The organism is Microvirga vignae (assembly GCF_001017175.1).
In the GTDB taxonomy this organism is placed as follows: Bacteria; Pseudomonadota; Alphaproteobacteria; order Rhizobiales; family Beijerinckiaceae; genus Microvirga; species Microvirga vignae.
This window is the reverse complement of record NZ_LCYG01000016.1, coordinates 27934-46411: the sequence shown is the minus strand read 5'-3', so window position 1 is coordinate 46411 and position 18478 is coordinate 27934. Positions and strand designations below refer to the sequence as shown.

General features: G+C 62.3%; 22 protein-coding genes and 1 pseudogene. 12 read left to right on the top strand and 11 right to left on the bottom strand.

The window, feature by feature from the left end; all coding sequences use genetic code 11:
- Positions 1-151 precede the first annotated feature (151 nt).
- Positions 152-565, bottom strand: a pseudogene (locus AA309_RS05085) (helix-turn-helix domain-containing protein).
- 178 nt (positions 566-743) lie between these two features.
- Here AA309_RS05085 and AA309_RS05080 point away from each other — a divergent pair.
- Together AA309_RS05080 and AA309_RS05075 are read left to right on the top strand one after the other, a co-directional pair.
- A complete protein-coding gene (locus AA309_RS05080; RefSeq protein ID WP_047187914.1) occupies positions 744-1094 on the top strand; it encodes a RidA family protein in 351 nt (116 codons plus the stop codon).
- A gap of 92 nt (positions 1095-1186) precedes the next feature.
- Complete coding sequence (locus tag AA309_RS05075; protein WP_052954484.1) at positions 1187-2845, top strand: M10 family metallopeptidase; 1659 nt, start codon at positions 1187-1189, stop codon at positions 2843-2845.
- A 194-nt stretch (positions 2846-3039) separates the two neighbouring features.
- On the opposite strand, the gene AA309_RS32860 is transcribed toward AA309_RS05075, so the two are convergent.
- From AA309_RS32860 to hslV, 4 genes are all read right to left on the bottom strand, one after another.
- On the bottom strand, positions 3040-3504 hold the full coding sequence (locus AA309_RS32860; RefSeq protein ID WP_047187913.1) for a BA14K family protein: 465 nt from the start codon (positions 3502-3504) through the stop codon (positions 3040-3042).
- 116 nt (positions 3505-3620) lie between these two features.
- Positions 3621-4367: an endonuclease III domain-containing protein gene (locus AA309_RS05065; protein ID WP_047187912.1), complete on the bottom strand. Its 747-nt coding sequence runs from the start codon at positions 4365-4367 to the stop codon at positions 3621-3623.
- 174 nt (positions 4368-4541) lie between these two features.
- Positions 4542-5852: an ATP-dependent protease ATPase subunit HslU gene (hslU, locus tag AA309_RS05060; protein ID WP_047187911.1), complete on the bottom strand. Its 1311-nt coding sequence runs from the start codon at positions 5850-5852 to the stop codon at positions 4542-4544.
- 138 nt (positions 5853-5990) lie between these two features.
- Positions 5991-6521 (bottom strand): ATP-dependent protease subunit HslV, encoded by a 531-nt coding sequence (gene hslV / locus AA309_RS05055; RefSeq protein ID WP_047188176.1) that lies wholly within the window; start codon positions 6519-6521, stop codon positions 5991-5993.
- A 173-nt stretch (positions 6522-6694) separates the two neighbouring features.
- On the opposite strand from hslV, the gene hisB reads away from it, so the two are divergent.
- The 9 genes from hisB to AA309_RS05010 all read left to right on the top strand — a co-directional run bounded on the left by hisB (position 6695) and on the right by AA309_RS05010 (position 12742).
- Positions 6695-7282, top strand: coding sequence for an imidazoleglycerol-phosphate dehydratase HisB (hisB, locus tag AA309_RS05050; protein ID WP_047188175.1), 588 nt, complete (start codon positions 6695-6697; stop codon positions 7280-7282).
- Between the two features lie 71 nt (positions 7283-7353).
- Positions 7354-7848, top strand: a complete 495-nt coding sequence (locus AA309_RS05045) for a DUF2628 domain-containing protein (RefSeq protein ID WP_047187910.1) — start codon at positions 7354-7356, stop codon at positions 7846-7848.
- Positions 7845-8495: an imidazole glycerol phosphate synthase subunit HisH gene (gene hisH / locus AA309_RS05040; protein WP_047187909.1), complete on the top strand. Its 651-nt coding sequence runs from the start codon at positions 7845-7847 to the stop codon at positions 8493-8495. The genes AA309_RS05045 and hisH overlap by 4 nt, the downstream gene beginning before the upstream one ends.
- Positions 8483-9235: a 1-(5-phosphoribosyl)-5-[(5-phosphoribosylamino)methylideneamino]imidazole-4-carboxamide isomerase gene (hisA, locus tag AA309_RS05035; protein WP_116528327.1), complete on the top strand. Its 753-nt coding sequence runs from the start codon at positions 8483-8485 to the stop codon at positions 9233-9235. Before hisH ends, hisA begins: the two co-directional genes overlap by 13 nt.
- Positions 9235-10029 carry an imidazole glycerol phosphate synthase subunit HisF gene (hisF, locus tag AA309_RS05030; protein WP_047187907.1) on the top strand — a complete coding sequence of 265 codons (795 nt, stop codon included), beginning with the start codon at positions 9235-9237 and terminating at the stop codon, positions 10027-10029. The genes hisA and hisF overlap by 1 nt, the downstream gene beginning before the upstream one ends.
- Positions 10030-10043: 14 nt before the next feature.
- The gene (locus tag AA309_RS05025; protein ID WP_047187906.1) at positions 10044-10364 is read left to right on the top strand and encodes a phosphoribosyl-ATP diphosphatase; all 321 of its coding nucleotides are present in this window, start codon (positions 10044-10046) and stop codon (positions 10362-10364) included.
- Between the two features lie 48 nt (positions 10365-10412).
- Positions 10413-11387 carry a type I pantothenate kinase gene (gene coaA, locus AA309_RS05020; protein WP_047187905.1) on the top strand — a complete coding sequence of 325 codons (975 nt, stop codon included), beginning with the start codon at positions 10413-10415 and terminating at the stop codon, positions 11385-11387.
- A 55-nt stretch (positions 11388-11442) separates the two neighbouring features.
- Positions 11443-11964, top strand: coding sequence for a YidH family protein (locus tag AA309_RS05015; RefSeq protein ID WP_047187904.1), 522 nt, complete (start codon positions 11443-11445; stop codon positions 11962-11964).
- Positions 11965-12046: 82 nt separating this feature from the next.
- Positions 12047-12742, top strand: a complete 696-nt coding sequence (locus AA309_RS05010) for a gamma-glutamylcyclotransferase (RefSeq protein ID WP_047187903.1) — start codon at positions 12047-12049, stop codon at positions 12740-12742.
- 9 nt (positions 12743-12751) lie between these two features.
- On the opposite strand, the gene AA309_RS05005 is transcribed toward AA309_RS05010, so the two are convergent.
- From AA309_RS05005 to AA309_RS04985, 5 genes are all read right to left on the bottom strand, one after another.
- A complete protein-coding gene (locus tag AA309_RS05005) occupies positions 12752-13753 on the bottom strand; it encodes an adenosine kinase (protein ID WP_047187902.1) in 1002 nt (333 codons plus the stop codon).
- A 210-nt stretch (positions 13754-13963) separates the two neighbouring features.
- On the bottom strand, positions 13964-14371 hold the full coding sequence (locus AA309_RS05000; protein WP_047187901.1) for a helix-turn-helix domain-containing protein: 408 nt from the start codon (positions 14369-14371) through the stop codon (positions 13964-13966).
- 6 nt (positions 14372-14377) lie between these two features.
- Positions 14378-14950 carry a Smr/MutS family protein gene (locus AA309_RS04995; protein WP_047187900.1) on the bottom strand — a complete coding sequence of 191 codons (573 nt, stop codon included), beginning with the start codon at positions 14948-14950 and terminating at the stop codon, positions 14378-14380.
- Positions 14947-16065, bottom strand: coding sequence for a murein transglycosylase A (mltA, locus tag AA309_RS04990; RefSeq protein WP_047188174.1), 1119 nt, complete (start codon positions 16063-16065; stop codon positions 14947-14949). Before mltA ends, AA309_RS04995 begins: the two co-directional genes overlap by 4 nt.
- Before the next feature lie 50 nt (positions 16066-16115).
- Positions 16116-16838, bottom strand: coding sequence for a Tim44/TimA family putative adaptor protein (locus AA309_RS04985; RefSeq protein ID WP_047187899.1), 723 nt, complete (start codon positions 16836-16838; stop codon positions 16116-16118).
- 265 nt (positions 16839-17103) lie between these two features.
- On the opposite strand from AA309_RS04985, the gene secB reads away from it, so the two are divergent.
- Positions 17104-17589, top strand: a complete 486-nt coding sequence (gene secB, locus AA309_RS04980) for a protein-export chaperone SecB (RefSeq protein ID WP_047187898.1) — start codon at positions 17104-17106, stop codon at positions 17587-17589.
- Positions 17590-17748: 159 nt separating this feature from the next.
- On the opposite strand, the gene dnaQ is transcribed toward secB, so the two are convergent.
- On the bottom strand, positions 17749-18477 hold the full coding sequence (gene dnaQ / locus AA309_RS04975) for a DNA polymerase III subunit epsilon (RefSeq protein WP_047187897.1): 729 nt from the start codon (positions 18475-18477) through the stop codon (positions 17749-17751).
- Position 18478: the final 1 nt, after the last annotated feature.

Genomic DNA, 18478 nt, shown 5'->3' with positions numbered 1-18478 from the left:
GCACGAAAATTACCCGATGCGATTGGTTGGGGCGAAGAGCATACAGTTCGGAGCCGAGTGTCAAAGAATACGAGGTCCAAAAGCCAGAAAGGTCGTGCCACTCGATCATGAGAGTCTGGGAAGCTCAGTGCAGAGCTCTCATCGCCTGCCTTTACGGTAAGGATTCAATCGCTGCCGATGAAGGCGTCATACGGGCAATGGCCTCAGCCATACTGACGAAGCTCTGGCGGATGGTTGGATCTGTGATCCGGGCAAAGGCTCGCGCCAAGGCAAGACCCTCGCGCGTCGTCATTATCTGCGAAAGATCGCCTCCGACATTGTCGCCGGAGGCGACATTCGTATATCCTTCAAAGAAATACGTTATTGGGACGTTCAAAGCCTCTGCGACATTGATGAGCCGGCCGGTGCCTATGCGATTGGTCCCCTTCTCGTATTTCTGAACTTGTTAGAAAGTAACCCCAAGAAGCTCTCCCAGACGTTCCTGGCTCATGCCCAAAAGCGTGCGCCGCATCCGAATGCGCATGCCGACATGTCTGTCGCCGGCATCGGGACTCTTCTTCGCCATTCTCGACCTCGCCACTATATATCCTATCGGTAAAGGTCGAGTTCGATTTTTGCAACCTGAAGATGATAATCGGCGTGTCTGGTGTCGCCTCCTCCAACAGCAATGTTCCCGAGAGGCCTCTTGACCACGATGCTCACACATCGGACAAGCGGGCATATGTTTTGAGAAGGGGCATATCATGACGATTCAACGCATCAAGCCCGGTCCCCGCATGAGCGGCGCCGTCGTTCACGGCAGCACGGTCTATCTCGCAGGCCAGGTCGCCGACCAGGCCGCGGGCAAGAGCGTCACCGAGCAGACGACGGAAATTCTCGCGATCATCGAAAGCCTGCTGGCGGAGGCCGGAACCGACAAATCGAAGATCCTGATGGCCAATATCTGGCTGACCGACATGAACACGTTCCAGGAGATGAACGCCGTGTGGGATGCCTGGGTCTCTCCTGGCAATACGCCCGCCCGCGCCACCGTCGAGGCGAAACTGGCAGCTCCGCCCTTCAAGGTCGAGATCGCGGTTGTTGCGGCGAAATAATTAGGGACGGCAAATTCAGGGGCAGGACACAGGCTTTTTTTCAGCTAAGATTTATGTAATGTTATTATCTTATAGATCTGCAGGAGAGCCTGATGTCAACCGTCCAACTGAGTGGAAATCAGTCCATTGATGGCCTCTTGAGCACCGTCAAATGGGATCTAACGACTCTAGATTTCAGCTTTCCTCAGTTCGCTTCTTTGTATGGGGCGGATTACGGCATAGGAGAACCTGATAACAATTTCCAGCCGGTAAACGAAACGCAGCAATCGGCTCTCCGTTATGCTCTGTTTTATATCAGCAGCTATACCAACTTACAGTTCAACGAAATTGAGGAAACAGCGGACAATCATGGAAGCATTCGGTTCTCCATGACCTCAGCTTCGCCGACGGCCCACGGTTATTTCCCTATGGGCTTGCCTATGGATGGCGACATCTGGATGAATCCCAATGGTGGGCCGAATTATACGACCCCCAAGATCGGTAATTGGGGTTTGGCGACGATCATGCATGAGCTTGGTCATACGCTGGGCTTGAAGCATGGACATGACCCGAACGGGGTTAATCAGACAACTCCCGGTGCGCTTCCCACGAATGAGGATACGTGGAGTTATTCCCTCATGACGTACCGGAGTTATGTCGGTGCATCTGTCGATAATGGTGTACAGGGACCAACGGATAACGGGAATCCAACCACGTACATGCAGAATGATATTGCCGCCCTGCAGTATATGTACGGGGCCAATTTCAACACCAATGCAGGCAATACGACCTATCGGTGGAACCCGACGAGCGGCGAGTTCACGGTCGACGGCGTAAGCTGGGGAATTCCCGAAAGCGCTAAAATCTTCATGACCGTCTGGGACGGCAACGGCATCGACACTTATGACTTGTCTGCCTATAGCACCAATCTCATCATCAATCTGCAACCAGGCGCTTTTTCCACCTTCAGCCTAGCGCAGGTGACCGATCTCGACGCCGGTCCGAATGTCCGGTTGGCGCCCGGCAACGTCGCCAATGCACGCTTATTCCTAGGTGATGTCCGTTCTTTGATCGAGAATGCTGTTGGGGGCAGCGGCAACGATCGCATTGCGGGGAATACGGCCGCCAATACGCTCAGCGGCGGTAGCGGCAACGACACGCTGAACGGTAGCAGCGGCGCCGACCGGATGACGGGAGGAGCGGGCAACGACATCTGCTATGTCGACAACACGGGCGACCGGGTGATCGAGACCTCCTCGGGCGGCACGGCTGACAGGGTCTACACCAGCATCAGCCTCACGCTGGCCGCTTCCGTGGAGCAGCTCTATGCCTATGGCTCCGCCGCGATCAACCTCACCGGCAACACACTGGCCAATGTGATCAAAGGTAATGCCGCAAGCAACAAGATCTATGGCGGAGCCGGCAATGACGTGCTCTATGGCGGCACGGGCACCGGACGCGACATCTTCGTGTTCAACACGGCCCTGAACAGCAGTTCCAACAAGGATCGGATCATGGACTGGAGTGCGACCTATGACACGATCCAGCTGGAGAACAGGTACTTCACGAAGCTGACGAAGACCGGCACGCTCAGCTCGAGCTTCTTCAAGATCAGCAGCAAGGCGCTCGATGCCAACGACTATATCGGCTACGACAAGGCGACCGGTAACCTGTGGTACGATTCCAACGGCAATGCCGCGGGTGGTCAGGTGGTGTTCGCCAATGTCGGCGCGAACAAGGCCATCGCCTATAACGACTTCGTCGTTGTCTGAGCAGATCCTTGACATGTGGCGAACAGAGTGAACGTTTGGTGAGAGCGTAGGTGCTGCTTGCCCGGTTCACCAACAAGGCCCTTACGTACTCGGGCTTCACCATCATCTGATCCCACGGGCCCTGATTGGGTAAGAGGTCAAAAGGAAGGGAGCCCTCCAGGAAGGCTCCCTTGCACATTGGACTTTATCGAAGATCAGGGGCAGGGATGACGCAAGCCGTCATAGCCCAGATAGGTGCCTGAGGCCGGATCGTAGGAGCGGTAGCGCTGCGCGCAATAGGCCTGAACGTTGCTGCCGTAGGCCGGAGCGGCCTGAGCCTGCGACTGAGCGATTGCGCCGCCGATGATGGCACCCGTGGCGAGGCCCAGAGCGCCGGCGGCCAGCGCATCGCCGCGGTCACGACGGTAGTAGCCATAGCGCCGGCCATAATAAGGACGGTCGTAGTAGCGGCGTTCCACATAGCGGTTGCTCGGATAGTACCGGCGTTCCACGTAGCGACGACGATACTGCACGTAGTCGGAATTCACATCGCCTTTCTGAATCGCGGCGACGAGCTCGTTCACGGGAGCGGTCTGCGTCTCGGCAGCCGATGCAGGTGCTGTGAGACCGAAGGTGCCGAGCGCGGCAGTAGCGGCGAAAGCCATGAGCATCTTACGCATGAGGTAACTCCTCCAAGAGGTTCCGTCTGGGTTGTGAGGCGAACGCATCACACAGGATGTCGTTCCGAAGCGCGGCATTTTTGGCTAACGGCCCTCGCGAAAACGTGAGACCTTTCCTATCGGGGCATCCCTCCCTCTCGCGAGATGGGAGAAGCTGTACGGCCCTCCGGCATCCGGGCCTGTCCGGTGGGACAGAGATCGAGAATGGCGCAGCGTCCGCAGGCGGGATTGTTGAAGAAGCAGCAGCGCTGCCCATGCAACATCATCACTTCATGATTGTCGTAGACGGTTTGCGCGTCCCAATCGGACGGGAGCAGGGCGAAGAGAACCGCATGCGAAGGTCCGACCGCCACGTTGCGGGCAATCAACCCGGTGCGGACCGCGACCCGGTGATGGTGACTGTCGACCGGCAGCGCGGCCTTCCGCAAGGTGGAGAAAGACAGGACGGCAGCGCTCGTCTTCGGTCCGACGCCAGGAATGCCCTCGAGCCAGGTACGCGCTTCCTCTATCGGCATGTCTTGCAAGAAGTCGAGGGAGAGGATGCCATGCCGCTCCTCGATGGCGCGCAGCACCGCCTGCAGCCGCGGTGCCTTCTGCTCGGGCCAGGTCACGCCTTGGACCGCTTCTTCCACCTCCTCCGTTGGCGCATTCATCAATGCGTTCCAATCCGCATAGCGCGCCCGCAGCGCCTTGAAGGCGCGACCGGAATCCGCATTGCGAGTGCGATGGGAGAGAAGCGAGGAGATCAGCTCGCTCAGCGGATCGAAAGAGTGGAAGTAGGGGATTGGACAGCCATAAACCGCACAAAGGCGCTCGTGAATGGCGAGCGACTTCGCTTTCAGATCCTGCAGCTCCGAATTCATGGGCTTTCAAGCCGGGGAGGGAGCTTGCGGTTCCCTCACGCCCTGCTCACCTCTCCGTCATCACCGGCCTTGTGCCGGTGATCTCGCTCGAATGAGGTGAGACGCATTTCTGATCGCGATGGCCGGGACAGATCCCCGGATCAAGTCCGGGGACGGCCATGACCACGGCGAGTGTTAGAGAATGAACCGGCTCAGATCCGTGTTCTTGGCGAGAGACTCCACCTCACCGCGCACGTACTCCGCCGTGATCGTCACCGTTTCGCCCGAACGATCCGGCGCGGTGAAGGACACGTCGTCCAGCACGCGCTCCAGCACCGTCTGCAGGCGACGCGCGCCGATGTTTTCGACGGTGTTGTTCACTTCGACCGCGACCTGCGCGAGCGCATCGATGGCATCTTCCGTGAACACCAGACCCACGCCTTCCGTCTTCATCAGCGCCACGGATTGCTTGATGAGGCTCGCTTCCGTCTCGGTGAGGATTCGTTTGAAATCCTCCACGGTGAGCGGCGAAAGCTCCACGCGGATCGGCAGACGACCCTGCAATTCGGGCAGCAGATCCGAGGGCTTCGAGACGTGGAACGCGCCCGACGCGATGAAGAGAATGTGGTCCGTCTTCACCGGTCCATACTTGGTGGAAACGGTGGTGCCTTCGATCAGCGGCAGCAGATCGCGCTGCACGCCTTCGCGTGACACGTCGGCACCGGACCGGCCTTCGCGGGCGCAGATCTTGTCGATCTCGTCGAGGAAGACGATGCCGTTGTTCTCCACCTGACGCAGGGCTTCCTGGACGATGGCATCCTGGTCGAGCATCTTGTCGGCCTCTTCCGTGACCAGCGGCTCATAGGCTTCCTGCACGGTGGTGCGGCGCGTCTTGCGCTGGCCGCCGAAAGCCTTGCCGAACATGTCGGAGAGATTGATTGCGCCCACCGATGCGCCCGGCATACCGGGAATCTCGAAGAAGGGCATGCCGCCCCCGCCCGACTGCTGCAGCTCGATCTCGATTTCCTTGTCGTCGAGCTCGTTGTTGCGCAACTTCCGGCGGAACGCATCGCGCGTCGCGACACTGGCGGTGGCGCCGACGAGCGCGTCGAGCACGCGCTCTTCCGCTGCTACATGCGCCTTGGCCTGCACCTGACGGCGACGCTCGTCCTTCACGAGGCCGATGCCGATCTCGACCAGATCACGCACGATCTGCTCCACGTCCCGGCCCACATAGCCCACTTCCGTGAACTTCGTCGCCTCGACCTTGATGAAGGGCGCGCCTGCGAGCTTGGCGAGGCGGCGGGAGATCTCCGTCTTGCCGCAGCCGGTGGGACCGATCATCAGAATGTTCTTCGGCGCCACCTCTTCACGCAGCGAGCCTTCGAGCTGCTGACGCCGCCAGCGGTTGCGCAAAGCGATCGCGACAGCGCGCTTCGCGTCATTCTGGCCGACGATGTAACGGTCGAGTTCGGAAACGATTTCGCGGGGAGAGAATGTGGTCATGATATGCTTTGGCCCAGGGTGTTGTCGTCATCCCCGGACTTGTTCCGGGGATCCACGTCTCCTTCGACGTGGAGTTTCCAAGACGTGGATAGCCGGGACGAGCCTCGGATCAAGTCCGAGGACGGCCATGACGGGCAATCAGGTTTCATTCAATGTCTCGATGACGATGTTTGAATTCGTGTAGACGCAGATCTCGGCCGCGATCGCGAGGGAACGGCGGACGATCGTCTCCGCGTCCAGGTCGCCGTCGGCGAGTGCCCGCGCGGCGGCGAGCGCGTAATTGCCGCCTGATCCGATGGCGGCGATGCCGTTTTCCGGTTCCAGCACGTCGCCGGCACCCGAGAGCAGAAGGCCCACCTCCCTGTCGGCAACGAGCATCATCGCTTCCAGGCGGCGCAGATAACGGTCCGTCCGCCAGTCCTTCGTCAGCTCCACGCAGGCGCGGGTGAGCTGGCCGGGATATTGCTCGAGCTTGGCCTCCAGCCGCTCGAAGAGGGTGAAGGCATCGGCCGTCGAGCCTGCAAAGCCGCCGATGACTCCGCCCTTGGACAGGCGGCGCACCTTTCGCGCATTGCCCTTCACGATGGTCTGACCCAAGCTGACCTGGCCGTCGCCGCCGATGACGACGCGATTGCCTTTGCGGACCATGAGGATCGTGGTGGCATGCATGCTGCGGGGGGTGGCGTCTTCGGACACGAGGCGAACTCCAGCGGACGGGGAGGGGGTTAAAAACCGTTCGAACCCTGACTTAATCACTCAACGGGCAAAAGCAACGCGGGTAGCGTTTCTCGCGCGGTCTTGGTAGAAGGCGTGCGTCTCACTCTCCGCAAAGGACACTCATGATGCGCTCCGCGAGCGTCAGCCGTCGCACCGCCGAGACCGATGTTGCCGTGTCGATTGCCCTCGATGGCACCGGCAAGGCCGAGATCTCCACGGGGGTCGGCTTCCTCGACCATATGCTGGAACTCTTTGCCCGCCACGGTCTCTTCGACCTGACCGTGAAGGTGACGGGCGACCTGCATGTGGACCAGCATCATACGACGGAGGACACGGGCATCGCGTTGGGCCAGGCCATCCTGAAGGCGCTTGGCGATAAAAAGGGCATCACCCGCTATGCGGACATCCATCTGCCGATGGACGAGACGCTGACGCGGATCGCGCTCGATATTTCCGGCCGCCCCTTCCTGGTCTTCCGCACCTCCTTCCCCACGGAGAAGATCGGCGTATTCGACACCGAGCTGGTGCGCGAGTTCTTCCAGGCCTTCGCCGTGCAGGCGGGGCTGACCCTCCACGTGGAGACGCTCTACGGGGAGAACAGCCACCACATCGCCGAGAGCTGCTTCAAGGGTTTGGCACGTGCCTTGCGTCAGGCCGTCACCGTGGACCCAAGGGAAGAGGGGCGCGTTCCCTCCACCAAGGGCACGCTCTAAGTTTAATCAAGAGACCCTTGTCCGGCCGGATTAGTCCCGCCTTGCTGGACGAGGTTTGAGGAAACGACGCCATGACCACCTATACCCTGCACCTTCCGCGCGATGTGCGGCCAGGTGATCCGGCTGCTTTGGAAGAGGCGGAACTCGTGAAGGATGCGTTCTCCTGGGGCGCTTTCTTCTTCACCTTCCTGTGGTTCTTCTTCCACCGCCTTTGGCTCGCTGGCTTAGGCGTGCTCGTGCTCGTCTTCGCCTTCGGCGCGCTGATGCAGGTGCTGAACGTCCATGACGCTGCAGGCACCCTGGCGATGCTGCTTCTGCAGGCGCTGATCGGCCTTGAGGCAAACAGCCTCAGGCGCTGGACGCTGGCCCGCCGTGGACTCAGGCTGGCCGATGTGGTCACTGCCGCCGACAAGGATGAAGCCGAGGCCAAGGCTTATGCCCGCTGGCTGGCGCAGCGTCCTGGCCCCGTTCCCACCCGCAATCCGGCCTCCGCGCCGGTTCCATCCACCCCCAGGAGGCCTGACCCGGTCATCGGCCTCTTCCCCGATGCGGAGCGTCCCCGGTGAGCGTCGTCATCATCGATTACGGGTCCGGCAACCTGCACTCCGCCGCCAAGGCCTTTGAGCGCGCGGCCCGCGAGGCAGGCCTCGACCAGACCATTACCGTCTCTTCCGACCCGACCCTCGTCGGACAAGCCGACCGGATCGTGCTGCCGGGCGTCGGCGCCTTCGCTGATTGCCGCCGCGGCCTCGATTCCGTGCCCGGCATGGTGGAGGTGCTTCAGCGCGTTGTGCGCGAGGAGGGACGTCCCTTCCTTGGCATCTGCGTGGGCATGCAGCTCATGGCGACACGCGGTCTCGAGCACACCACGAGCTATGGCCTTGACTGGATCCGTGGCGACGTGAAGGCGATCGAGCCGAAGGATCCCTCACTCAAGATCCCGCATATGGGCTGGAACACGCTGACCCTGGCAAAGCCCCATCCGCTGATGGACGGCATCCCCACTGGGCCTGACGGTCTGCACGCCTATTTCGTGCATTCCTATGCGCTGACGCCGGGCGATCCGAACGACGTGGTCGCCACCACCGATTACGGCGGACCCGTGACGGCCATCGTCGGACGCGACAACATCGTCGGCACGCAATTTCATCCCGAAAAGAGCCAGGCGCTCGGCCTCAAGCTCATCGCCAATTTCCTGAGGTGGCGCCCGTGATCCTTTATCCCGCAATCGATTTGAAGGAAGGCCGCTGCGTTCGCCTGATCCAGGGCGACATGGACCAGGCGACGATCTTCAACGACGATCCCGCTGACCAGGCCGCGACCTTCGAAGCTCAGGGTTTCGAGTGGCTGCACGTGGTCGACCTCGACGGGGCGTTTGCCGGCAAGCCGATGAATGCATCCGCCGTCGAGGACATCCTCAAGCGCGTGACGATCCCCGTGCAACTCGGCGGCGGCATTCGCGACATGAAGACCGTCGAAGGCTGGCTCGCGAAGGGTGTCTCCCGCGTGATCATCGGCACGGCTGCCGTGCGCGACCCAGCCTTCGTGCGGGAAGCGGCGCGCCTCCATCCGGGCAAGATCGCGGTCGGCATCGACGCGAAGGACGGCCTTGTGGCCGTGGAAGGCTGGGCGCAGACTTCGACCCTCTCGGCCGAAGAACTCGGACGCCGCTTCGAGGATGCGGGCGTCGCCGCGATCATCTACACGGACATCGCCCGCGACGGCATCTTGAAAGGCCTCAACTTCCCGATGACGCTGGGCTTGGCTCGCGCCGTTTCGATCCCGGTCATCGCGTCGGGCGGTCTTGCTTCCATGGCCGATATCGAGCGTTTGACCCAACCCGATTGCGCCGTGCTCAACGGCGCCATTTCGGGCCGCGCACTCTATGACGGGCGCATCGATCCGGTTGAAGCGCTGGCGCTGCTGCGCGCCGTACGCAAGGAAAATGCCTGATGCTGAAAGTGCGTCTCATTCCCTGCCTGGATGTGAAAGACGGGCGCGTCGTGAAAGGCGTGCAGTTCGTCGATCTCGTCGATGCGGGCGATCCGGTGGAAGCCGCAAAAGCCTATGATGCGGCCGGCGCCGACGAACTCTGCTTCCTCGACATCACGGCAAGCCACGAGGCTCGCGGTATCCTGCTCGATGTAGTGCAGCGCACGGCCGAAGCCTGCTTCATGCCGCTCACGGTGGGCGGCGGCGTGCGCAATGTGGAGGACATCCGCAAGCTCCTGTTGGCCGGCGCCGACAAGGTGTCGATCAACACCGCAGCGGTGAAGAACCCGGATTTCGTGCGCGAGGCCGCGGAGAAGTTCGGTGCACAATGCATCGTCGTCGCCATTGATGCGAAGAAGGTCTCGGGCGAGGGTGAGCCCCCGCGCTGGGAAATTTTTACGCATGGCGGGCGCACATCCACCGGCATCGATGCCATCGCTTTTGCCAAGCAGGTGGCGGAACTCGGCGCCGGTGAACTCCTCGTCACCTCCATGGACCGCGACGGCACGAAGGGTGGCTACGATCTCGCGCTGGTCCGCGCCATCGCCGATGCGGTCTCGGTACCCGTCATCGCCTCCGGCGGCGTCGGCAATCTCGACCACCTTGTCGATGGCGTGAAGGACGGTCATGCGAGCGCCGTGCTCGCGGCTTCCATCTTCCATTTCGGCACGCACACGATCGGCGAGGCGAAGAACCATATGGCGAATGCGGGCCTGAAGATGCGGCTGGACGAGCCGGCGAAGAACGCTGCCTGATCGGGGACCAAGCGATGACCTCCTTCACCCTCGACGACCTCGCCCGCATCGTAGCCCAGCGCGCCGCGGCACCCGCGACCGAGTCCTATACGGCCAAGCTCCTGAGCGAGGGGCCTGCGAAGGCTGCCAAGAAGCTGGGCGAGGAGGCCGTGGAGGCGGCTTTGGCCGCCGTTCAGGGCGACCGGCAGAACCTGACCGCCGAGGCGGCGGACGTGCTGTATCATCTTTTGGTCGTGTTGCAGGGCGCCAATATTCCTCTAAGTGACGTCATGGCCGAATTGGAGCGCCGCACCGCGCAATCGGGGCTCGCCGAGAAGGCCGCGCGCAAGTCGTGACCTTCAAGTCGTGACCTTAAAGCCGTGACCTCGAACAAGGGGGCTCGCATGGACCAGCCCAACGTCGTTTCCAACGAGGCGGATGACGACCTCTCGCCCTACCGCACCTTTTCGCGGGATGAATGGGCAAAACTTCGCGCCGATGCGCCCATGACGCTCACTGCCGACGAGGTGATGCGGCTGCAATCCCTCAACGATCCCATTTCGCTCGATGAGGTGGCGGCAATCTACCTGCCGCTCTCGCGATTGCTCTCGCTCTACGTCGCGGCGACCCAAGGGCTGTTCAAGGCGACCCAGCGGTTCCTGCTCGCCGAGCAGGAGGCGAAGGTGCCCTATATCATCGGCGTTGCGGGCTCGGTGGCGGTCGGCAAATCCACCACGGCCCGCGTGCTCAAGGCTCTTCTCGCCCGCTGGCCCAACACGCCGAAAGTGGATCTCGTCACCACGGACGGCTTCCTTCTGCCCAATGCCGAGCTGACGCGGCTTGGCCTGATGGAGCGCAAGGGCTTTCCGGAGAGCTACGACACCGGCAAGCTCCTGCACTTCCTGGCCGACATCAAGGCGGGCAAGCGCAACGTGAAGGCGCCGCTTTACTCGCACTTGGTCTATGATGTGGTGCCCGGCGAGGAAACGACAGTCGACCGGCCCGACATTCTCATCGTCGAGGGCCTCAACGTTCTCCAGCCCGCGCGTCTACCGAAAGACGGCACGGCCATCCCCTTCGTGTCCGACTTCTTCGATTTCTCCGTCTATATCGACGCGGAGGAGGAGGATCTGCACCGCTGGTACGTGAGCCGGTTCCTGCGGCTTCGCCACACGGCCTTCCGCGATCCGCTCTCCTATTTCCGCCGCTATGCCGAGATCCCGGAAGAGGAAGCCATCGCCATCGCCGACGGCCTGTGGAACCGGATCAACCTGTTGAACCTGCGCGAAAACATCGTGCCCACCCGACAGCGTGCGAGCCTGATTCTGACAAAGGGAGCGAGCCACCGGATCGAAACCGTGGCTTTGCGGCGTCTGTAAGAACTGACCTTTTTCGCAATCTTGAGCGTTGTGCCCCTGTTAAGAGGAACAACGCATGGCCACGCCACCGGTCGAGGAAAAGCTCAAGCGCAGCGCCGAGCACGCGAAGGAAGCTGCGGCGCAGACCCAGGAAGCGGCTGAAAACACACAGGAAGCCGCCGAGCAGACGCAAGTCGCGGCCAAAACGACGGCCGTTGCCAGCGTACAGATGAAAGACAGCGCCGATCGGCGCACGGAACTGGCGGCCAACCGCACCGTCTTTGCCGCCGAGCGCACCTATGCCGCCTGGGTGCGAACGGGTCTGGCGTCGCTCGCCTCGGGCATCGGGGCGAAGAAGCTCCTGGAAGGCGTGGTGCCGGAATGGTTGATCCTTTCCACCGGCTCCGTGCTGGTGTTCTTTAGCGCCTTCTGCTTCGCAGCCGCCGTATGGCGTCAGGTGTTCACCGGCGCGCAGCCCCCACAGCCGGACGTGCAGCGCCTTCCGCCCTACCTGCTCGTGATGTTCAACGGCTTTCTGATGCTTGTCGCGCTAGCGGCCCTGTTCGGGCTGTGGTTCGGGCGGACGGGTGGTGATTGACGGCTTGCCGGTGACGCGTTTGGACGAGGTTCGCGGCTTCAGCTACTCTTTGCCGGTGGCAATCTGAGCAAGAGGTGATCCCATGGGAGCCCGGCAGATGGCGCTCACGCCCGACCTGGTCGCGCTCGTTCATCGCAGTCTTGAGGATACCGGACCGGAACCGGGGCTCGTCTATCACACGTCCGAAGACTACGATGCCATCGTGGCCAGGATGCTCGCATTGCATCCGCCGGGGCAGGATGCCTGGCTCTTCGCCTATGGATCGCTGATCTGGAAACCGGCGGTCGAGCATGTTGACGCCCGCCGGGGCACGGCGCATGGATGGCACCGCTCCTTCTGCTTTCGGATCACGCGCTGGCGCGCCACGCGGGAGCAGCCGGGACTCATGATGGCGATGGATCGGGGCGGGCAGTGCCGGGGAATGCTCTATCGGCTTCCCGGGCACTCCCTTCAGGAGCAATTAGGCAAGCTGTTCCGCCGCGAGTTCACCGTAAAGCCGGCCAACAGCATGCCGCGCTGGATCCGGGTCGCGACCGAGGAGGGGCCGGTGACAGCCATCGCCTTCGTCATGAACCGGCAGGCGCCCGCTTATGTGGGACGGCTTGCACCCGAGGATGTGGCCGACGTGCTGGCGAAGGCTTGCGGACACTGGGGATCAGGCGCCGAATATCTCCACAACACGGTCATGCATCTGGCAGAGAACGGCATTCATGACCGCAATCTCTGGCGGCTCCAGAAGCTGGTCGCCGCCAGGATCGTCGAATTGAAGACAAGCTGAACCTGACGTTCAGGCGAGCAATCCTTCCTGCTGCGCGAGTTCGCGCAGATTCACCTGCGGGCGAGCGCCGAGATGGCTGATGATTTCTGCAGCCGCCAGGCCGCCGAGGCGGGCGCAATCGGCAAGCTCCAGGTTCTGCACGAGACCGGCGAGAAAGCCCGAGGCGAAGAGGTCGCCCGCGCCGGTGGTATCGACCACGCGCTCCACGGGGAAAGCCGGAATGCTGAGCGTCTCGTCACGGCTCACCACCAGCGCGCCTTCCGCCGAACGGGTGATCACGCCGAGCAGGTTCTCCTCGCGAAGAGCGGCCAGCGCGCTCTCCGCCGAGGATGTGACGTAAAGGCTCTGCAACTCGTGGATATTGGCGAAGAGAATATCGAGGCTGCCGTCACGCATGAGGCCGAGGAACTCGTCGCGATAGCGGTCGACGCAGAAGGCGTCGGACAGGGTGAGCGCGACCCTGTTACCCGCTTCGTGAGCGATCTTCACGGCCTTGCGGAACGCTTCCTTCGCGGCCGGCGGATCCCAGAGATAACCTTCGAGGTAGACGATGCTCGCGGCGCGCACCGTCTCAGGCTTCACGTCGTCGGGCGTGAGGTTCTGGCAGGCGCCGAGATAGGTATTCATGGTGCGCTCACCATCCGGCGTCACCAGAATGAAGCTGCGCGCAGTGGCGGGACCGTCCTCGGCAAAAGCCACATCGTAATGCACGTCGATGGCCTTCAGATCATGCGCAAAGAGCTTGCCGGTCTCGTCGTTCTTCACCTTGCCGATGAAGCCCGCCTTCACGCCCAGGGCTGCCACGCCTGCTGCCGTATTGGCGCCCGAGCCGCCCGACACGATCACCGCAGGGCCCATGTCCCGGTAGAGCTCCTCGGCACGTGCCTCGTCGATGAGCTGCATGGAGCCCTTGTGCACCTTCTTCTGGAGCAGGAAAGCCTCGTCGGTATGGGCGAGCACGTCAACGATGGCGTTGCCGAGCGTGAGCACGTCGATGCGGGTCTGGGACATGAAAAACCACGATGTTGGAAGGGATGAAGCGCGCTTTGGCATCCTCGGCCCGAGCGGTCAAGACCAGAGCATCGGACGAGAAAAGTGGATTTGCACTTTTGGGATCGATCCGATGCTCTCTTCCTCAGTCAGCGCATCGTTCTTGCGGAAAACCGGATCCACTTTTCACTGACGTGGCCCCTCGGGTCCGCACGATGCGCTAAGCTTTTTTCAGACAGCATCCCGAACGGCCTGGATCGGCAGCGGAGCGCGGCGCTCGCGGCCCAGAGCGTGGTCCAGAATGGCGAGCATATCCTCGAGCTCGCCCTCGGACAGATTTCGGATCTCGCGGGCGAGGCGATTGGCGAGAAGCGTCGCTTTCGGATCGGCGCCGGCGGTGTCGATCTTCACGCGTGGGTCGGAGAGATCGGCGAGCCGCGTCAACTCGTCGGCCTCGTCCCAGATGATGTGGAAATATTGCAGCACGCCCTGGATGAGCGCCCAAGTGGGCTTGCCGCGCTCGCCGCGCTCAAGGGCCGAAAGGTAGGCACTCGACACGCCCAGATGGGCGGCCATGTCCTTCAACATCAATCCGCGTTCGCGGCGCAGCTGCCGCACCCGTTCGCCAAAGGGAGTCATAGGTGGTTATCCCGCGCCCCGCCCCCGGCGGAGCCTGACATAGAGTGCACCGGAACCGCCATGTTGGGGAGAGGCCTCCTCGAAGCCGATCACAAGAGATCTAAGATCGGGCAGGCGCAGCCAATGCGGCACCATGCGGCGCAAGACGCCGCGCTCGTCGAAGAGACCGTTGTTGACAGCCGAACCGCCCTTGCCGGTGATGACGAGGACGAGACTGTGCCCGGTATTCTGCGCCCGGTGCAGGAAGCCGATCAGCGCGAAATGTGCCTCTTCCTGGCGCATGCCGTGAAGGTCGATGACGCTGTCCACGTCCTTCCGGCCCCGGCGCAGGGCCTGGAGAGTCTTGCGCTCCACGGGAGCGAGCGGCGGAAGCGAAGGCTTTTTGGGGGGTGGGGGCAGGGGTGCCGGAGCGGTGGCAAGAACCTGTGGAGCAGGGGCCGTCGCGGTCCCGGTCTCAGGCTCGTGCTCCGGCTCCGGCGGCAGCACCTTGCCCTTCATGGGTCGCACGTTGCGGGCCACGTGCGACCAGAGCCGCCGCTCCTCGGGACTGAGCTGCCGTGTCCGGCGACGCTTGGTCATGGCTGAGCTTTGGGCCTGAGCACCACAAAGCGCGTGGTATGACGCAACAGACCGGCGCGCGTGCCTGCTTCCTCGCCGCTGCCGAAGAAGAAATCGCCTCGCGCGGGACCAACGATGGCCGAGCCCGTATCCTGAGCGATCATGAGGCGACGCAGAGGCTCGGATCTCTCGAGAGTGAAGGGTAACTCGCCCTCGAGCCAGAAGGGCAGGCCATAGGCCCAGAGGGAGCGGTCGACGGCGAGACTCCGGCCCGGAACCAGCGGAAAGCCCGCGCCGCCGATGGGTCCGTCCTCTGGCGCAAGCTCATCGGCCTCGCGGAAGAAGATGTAGGATTGGTTCTGCCGCATCAGCTCCTTGGCCGGACCGGGGTTGCTCATCAACCAGCCCATGAGCTTTTCCAGAGTCATGGTTTCGAGGTCCATCTCGCCCCGCTGCACCAGCACACGTCCGATGGAGGTGTAGGGGCGTCCGTTGCGGCCCGCATAGGCGACGCGCATCACCCAGCCGTCGGTAAGGCGGATGCGGGACGAACCCTGCACATGGATGATGAAGGCCTCGGCAGGCTCGCGAAGATACACGACGGGTTTCGCGAGCGATCCGAGCGCGCCATCCTCGATGGCGGCGCGATCGGGATAGGGCTCGTAGCCCTTTGCGGTGCGCCGGGCAGCCTGCAGCCCCTTGTCGATGCCGGGCAGAGTCTCGCCCGGCGCGATGGTGACGAGATCGTCGGGTCGTACGAGCAATGGCACCTTGAAGCGGGAATCGGGCGTGCGCGAACCTTGAAACTCGGGTTCGTAATAGCCGGTCAGAAAGCCGTTGCCGGAATGGGGGATGACAGCGAAGGGCTGGAAATGCGTCTCGAAGAACCGGCGCGCCTCCGGGCGGGAGAGATTTTCGTTCTTCAAGGCTTCGCGGCATACGGCGACGAGATGACGCTCGGGCGCCTGGGCCGGCCGCAATTCGGCAGCGCTCGCATCAAGAGCCCGGCAGGAACGCAGGAAGGCCTTGAAGGCGGCGGCGTGGTCGTCATTCGCCCAAGCATCGAGATCCTTGAAGGACAAAGCCTCAAGGCGCGCCTGAGCCGCCAGACGTGATGCTGCCTCCGTCTCCGGCATGGTCACAATCCAGGCGAAGAGACATGCGAGGAGGGCTCGCCCGGCATGCCTCATTGCCCCGCTTCGGTCGCGACGAGCTGCCAGTTGGGATCGCGGCTGCCGAGTGTGCGGGCGAAGGTCCACACATCGGTGACCTCGGCCACCTGATCCGGACTGCCGTCGACCACCACGCCCGCTGCATCGCGGGTCACGGTGATCAGCTGCGAGACGAAGCGCACCACGATCTGCGCGGTCTTGTTGTGCACCTCGGCACCAGCCATCTCGGCTTTGTCGATGGAGACGAAGGTGGTCTCGACCCGCTCGCCGCGCTGTTCACGCTCCGTGATGGCGCGCTCGAAGCCCTCGTAGACTTCGCGGGAGAGAAGGTCCTTCAGGATCTTACGGTCGCCCACCGCAAAGGCCGTGACGATCATCTCATAAGCCGCCTTGGCCCCTTCCAGGAAGCCGGCAGCGTCGAAACTCGATTCGGCGCGGGCGATGCTGTCGAGAGCCCCGGCCATGGGTGTGCCGGGCTCTGCAAAACCCTTCCAGCGTTCGGCGGTCTGAAGCTCGGCCGCAGGACGGGTGCCGTTGGCACCGGGAAGACGCACCACATTGTGATCGGGCTCAGGATTCGAATTGCCAGGACGCAAGGGCGCATCGCGGCGCGAGAGCGGATCGAAGGGCGGCTGTTCGCTGCCGGTCTTCTGCCCCAGCACCGAGCGAAGGCGCCAGATCACGAAGATAGCGAGAACGATGAAAATGAGGGTCGTGATGTCGAAGGAATCCTGCATCGTCGATCCGTTGTCAGCCTGCCCAAACCCGGCTTGGCGCCGGACGTTGCCCCAAAGGGAGAAGGTGTGATCCTTTGCATATGGGGTGTTCCGGTCGTAACATCCACCTTTCCCCGCGACAAGCGAAGGAGGCTCGCAAATCTTGCCTCTTGAGCCGGAAACATGATAGCGCGGAGATCCATGGCCCGTTGCCGATCAGGTGCCTTCAGGTACGAAGCGCCACGTCCGGGTCGACCGATTTACCTCTCTTCGGAGCATGAAACCCATGGCCGACAACCCGGCAAACAACGGAGCGCCCGGCGGCATGCCCGCGCTGAACGCCCTTGCGCAATACTGCAAGGATTTCTCGTTCGAGAATCCCAATGCCCCCCGTTCCCTGCAGCAGCAGTCGGAAGGCCCGCAGATCAACCTGCAGGTCAACGTGAACGCCAAGCAGCTGGCGGAGGCCGATTTCGAGGTGGATCTCACCCTCGAAGGCAATGCCAAAGCTGGCAATGACGTGTTGTTCGCCTTCGAGCTCACCTATTCCGGCGTGTTCCGCGTGCAGAACATCCCCCAGGAGCAGCTGCATCCGGTGGTGATGATCGAGTGCCCGCGCCTGCTCTTCCCCTTCGCCCGCCAGATCGTGGCCGATGCGGTGCGCAACGGCGGCTTCCCGCCCCTCTATATCGACCCGATCGATTTCGTCGCTCTCTACCGCCAGCGCGCGGCCGAGATGCAGGCGCAGCAGGGCGGCCAGACCCTGTCGTAACACGGTCGGCTTTCTTAAGCTTTTATTTCAGGCGGAGCAGGCAACTGCTCCGCTTTTCTTTTTCGGACGGATCAGTCTCTGCCCACATCCTGAGGAGCAGCCGGTCAGACTACGTCTCGAAGGAGGTTCCAGAGTGCACGGCTTGTAAGCCGATGTATTTCAGGAGGATGCTTCCGGTGAAGCTTCGCCGATATATCCGCGCCACAGGGAGTTCGGGCCGAGTTGATCGACGAAGGCAGCGTGCGCAGCACGTTCCGCATCCGTCAGACGCGAGATCATCGGCCGCGGTTTCGCCTCGCGCGGCGTGGCGGAATCCGTGCGCAGGACAGGGCCGTTGCCCTTCACCGGCTTCGCGGAGAGGTCGAATCCGACCTGCCGTCCGCCGATCAGCTCGATATAGACCTCAGCCAGGATCTCGGCATCGAGCAACGCGCCGTGCTTGGTGCGCTTGGAATTGTCGATGCCATAGCGCGAGCAGAGCGCATCGAGATTGTTCGCCGCCCCCGGATGCTTGCGGCGCGCCATGATGAGCGTGTCGACCACATCCGACAGGTTGATGGCAGGATGGCCCGTGCGCGCGAATTCCGCGTTGATGAAGCCAATGTCGAAGGCCGCGTTGTGAATGACGAGCCGCGCATCGCGGATGAATTCATGAAACTCGTCCACGACAGCCGCAAAGACCGGCTTGTCGGCGAGAAATTCGTCGCTCAATCCGTGCACCGCGAGCGCGCCGGCGGATACCGGGCGTTCCGGATTGATATAGACGTGATAGCTCTTGCCTGTTGGGATATGGTTGAGAAGCTCGACGCAGCCGATTTCGATGATGCGATCACCCTTGGCGTGATCGGTGCCGGTGGTTTCGGTATCGAGAACGATCTCTCGCAGCATC

Excerpts from the sequence above, each read along its gene's own strand:
- AA309_RS05080 (WP_047187914.1), top strand. The coding sequence starts at position 744 with ATGACGATTCAACGCATCAAGCCCGGTCCCCGCATGAGCGGCGCCGTC.
- AA309_RS05075 (WP_052954484.1), top strand. The coding sequence starts at position 1,187 with ATGTCAACCGTCCAACTGAGTGGAAATCAGTCCATTGATGGCCTCTTG.
- AA309_RS32860 (WP_047187913.1), bottom strand. The coding sequence starts at position 3,504 with ATGCGTAAGATGCTCATGGCTTTCGCCGCTACTGCCGCGCTCGGCACC.
- AA309_RS05065 (WP_047187912.1), bottom strand. The coding sequence starts at position 4,367 with ATGAATTCGGAGCTGCAGGATCTGAAAGCGAAGTCGCTCGCCATTCAC.
- hslU (WP_047187911.1), bottom strand. The coding sequence starts at position 5,852 with ATGACCACATTCTCTCCCCGCGAAATCGTTTCCGAACTCGACCGTTAC.
- hslV (WP_047188176.1), bottom strand. The coding sequence starts at position 6,521 with ATGCATGCCACCACGATCCTCATGGTCCGCAAAGGCAATCGCGTCGTC.
- hisB (WP_047188175.1), top strand. The coding sequence starts at position 6,695 with ATGCGCTCCGCGAGCGTCAGCCGTCGCACCGCCGAGACCGATGTTGCC.
- AA309_RS05045 (WP_047187910.1), top strand. The coding sequence starts at position 7,354 with ATGACCACCTATACCCTGCACCTTCCGCGCGATGTGCGGCCAGGTGAT.
- hisF (WP_047187907.1), top strand. The coding sequence starts at position 9,235 with ATGCTGAAAGTGCGTCTCATTCCCTGCCTGGATGTGAAAGACGGGCGC.
- AA309_RS05025 (WP_047187906.1), top strand. The coding sequence starts at position 10,044 with ATGACCTCCTTCACCCTCGACGACCTCGCCCGCATCGTAGCCCAGCGC.
- coaA (WP_047187905.1), top strand. The coding sequence starts at position 10,413 with ATGGACCAGCCCAACGTCGTTTCCAACGAGGCGGATGACGACCTCTCG.
- AA309_RS05015 (WP_047187904.1), top strand. The coding sequence starts at position 11,443 with ATGGCCACGCCACCGGTCGAGGAAAAGCTCAAGCGCAGCGCCGAGCAC.
- AA309_RS05010 (WP_047187903.1), top strand. The coding sequence starts at position 12,047 with ATGGGAGCCCGGCAGATGGCGCTCACGCCCGACCTGGTCGCGCTCGTT.
- AA309_RS05005 (WP_047187902.1), bottom strand. The coding sequence starts at position 13,753 with ATGTCCCAGACCCGCATCGACGTGCTCACGCTCGGCAACGCCATCGTT.
- AA309_RS05000 (WP_047187901.1), bottom strand. The coding sequence starts at position 14,371 with ATGACTCCCTTTGGCGAACGGGTGCGGCAGCTGCGCCGCGAACGCGGA.
- AA309_RS04995 (WP_047187900.1), bottom strand. The coding sequence starts at position 14,950 with ATGACCAAGCGTCGCCGGACACGGCAGCTCAGTCCCGAGGAGCGGCGG.
- mltA (WP_047188174.1), bottom strand. The coding sequence starts at position 16,065 with ATGCCGGAGACGGAGGCAGCATCACGTCTGGCGGCTCAGGCGCGCCTT.
- AA309_RS04985 (WP_047187899.1), bottom strand. The coding sequence starts at position 16,838 with ATGCAGGATTCCTTCGACATCACGACCCTCATTTTCATCGTTCTCGCT.
- secB (WP_047187898.1), top strand. The coding sequence starts at position 17,104 with ATGGCCGACAACCCGGCAAACAACGGAGCGCCCGGCGGCATGCCCGCG.
- dnaQ (WP_047187897.1), bottom strand. The coding sequence starts at position 18,477 with ATGCTGCGAGAGATCGTTCTCGATACCGAAACCACCGGCACCGATCAC.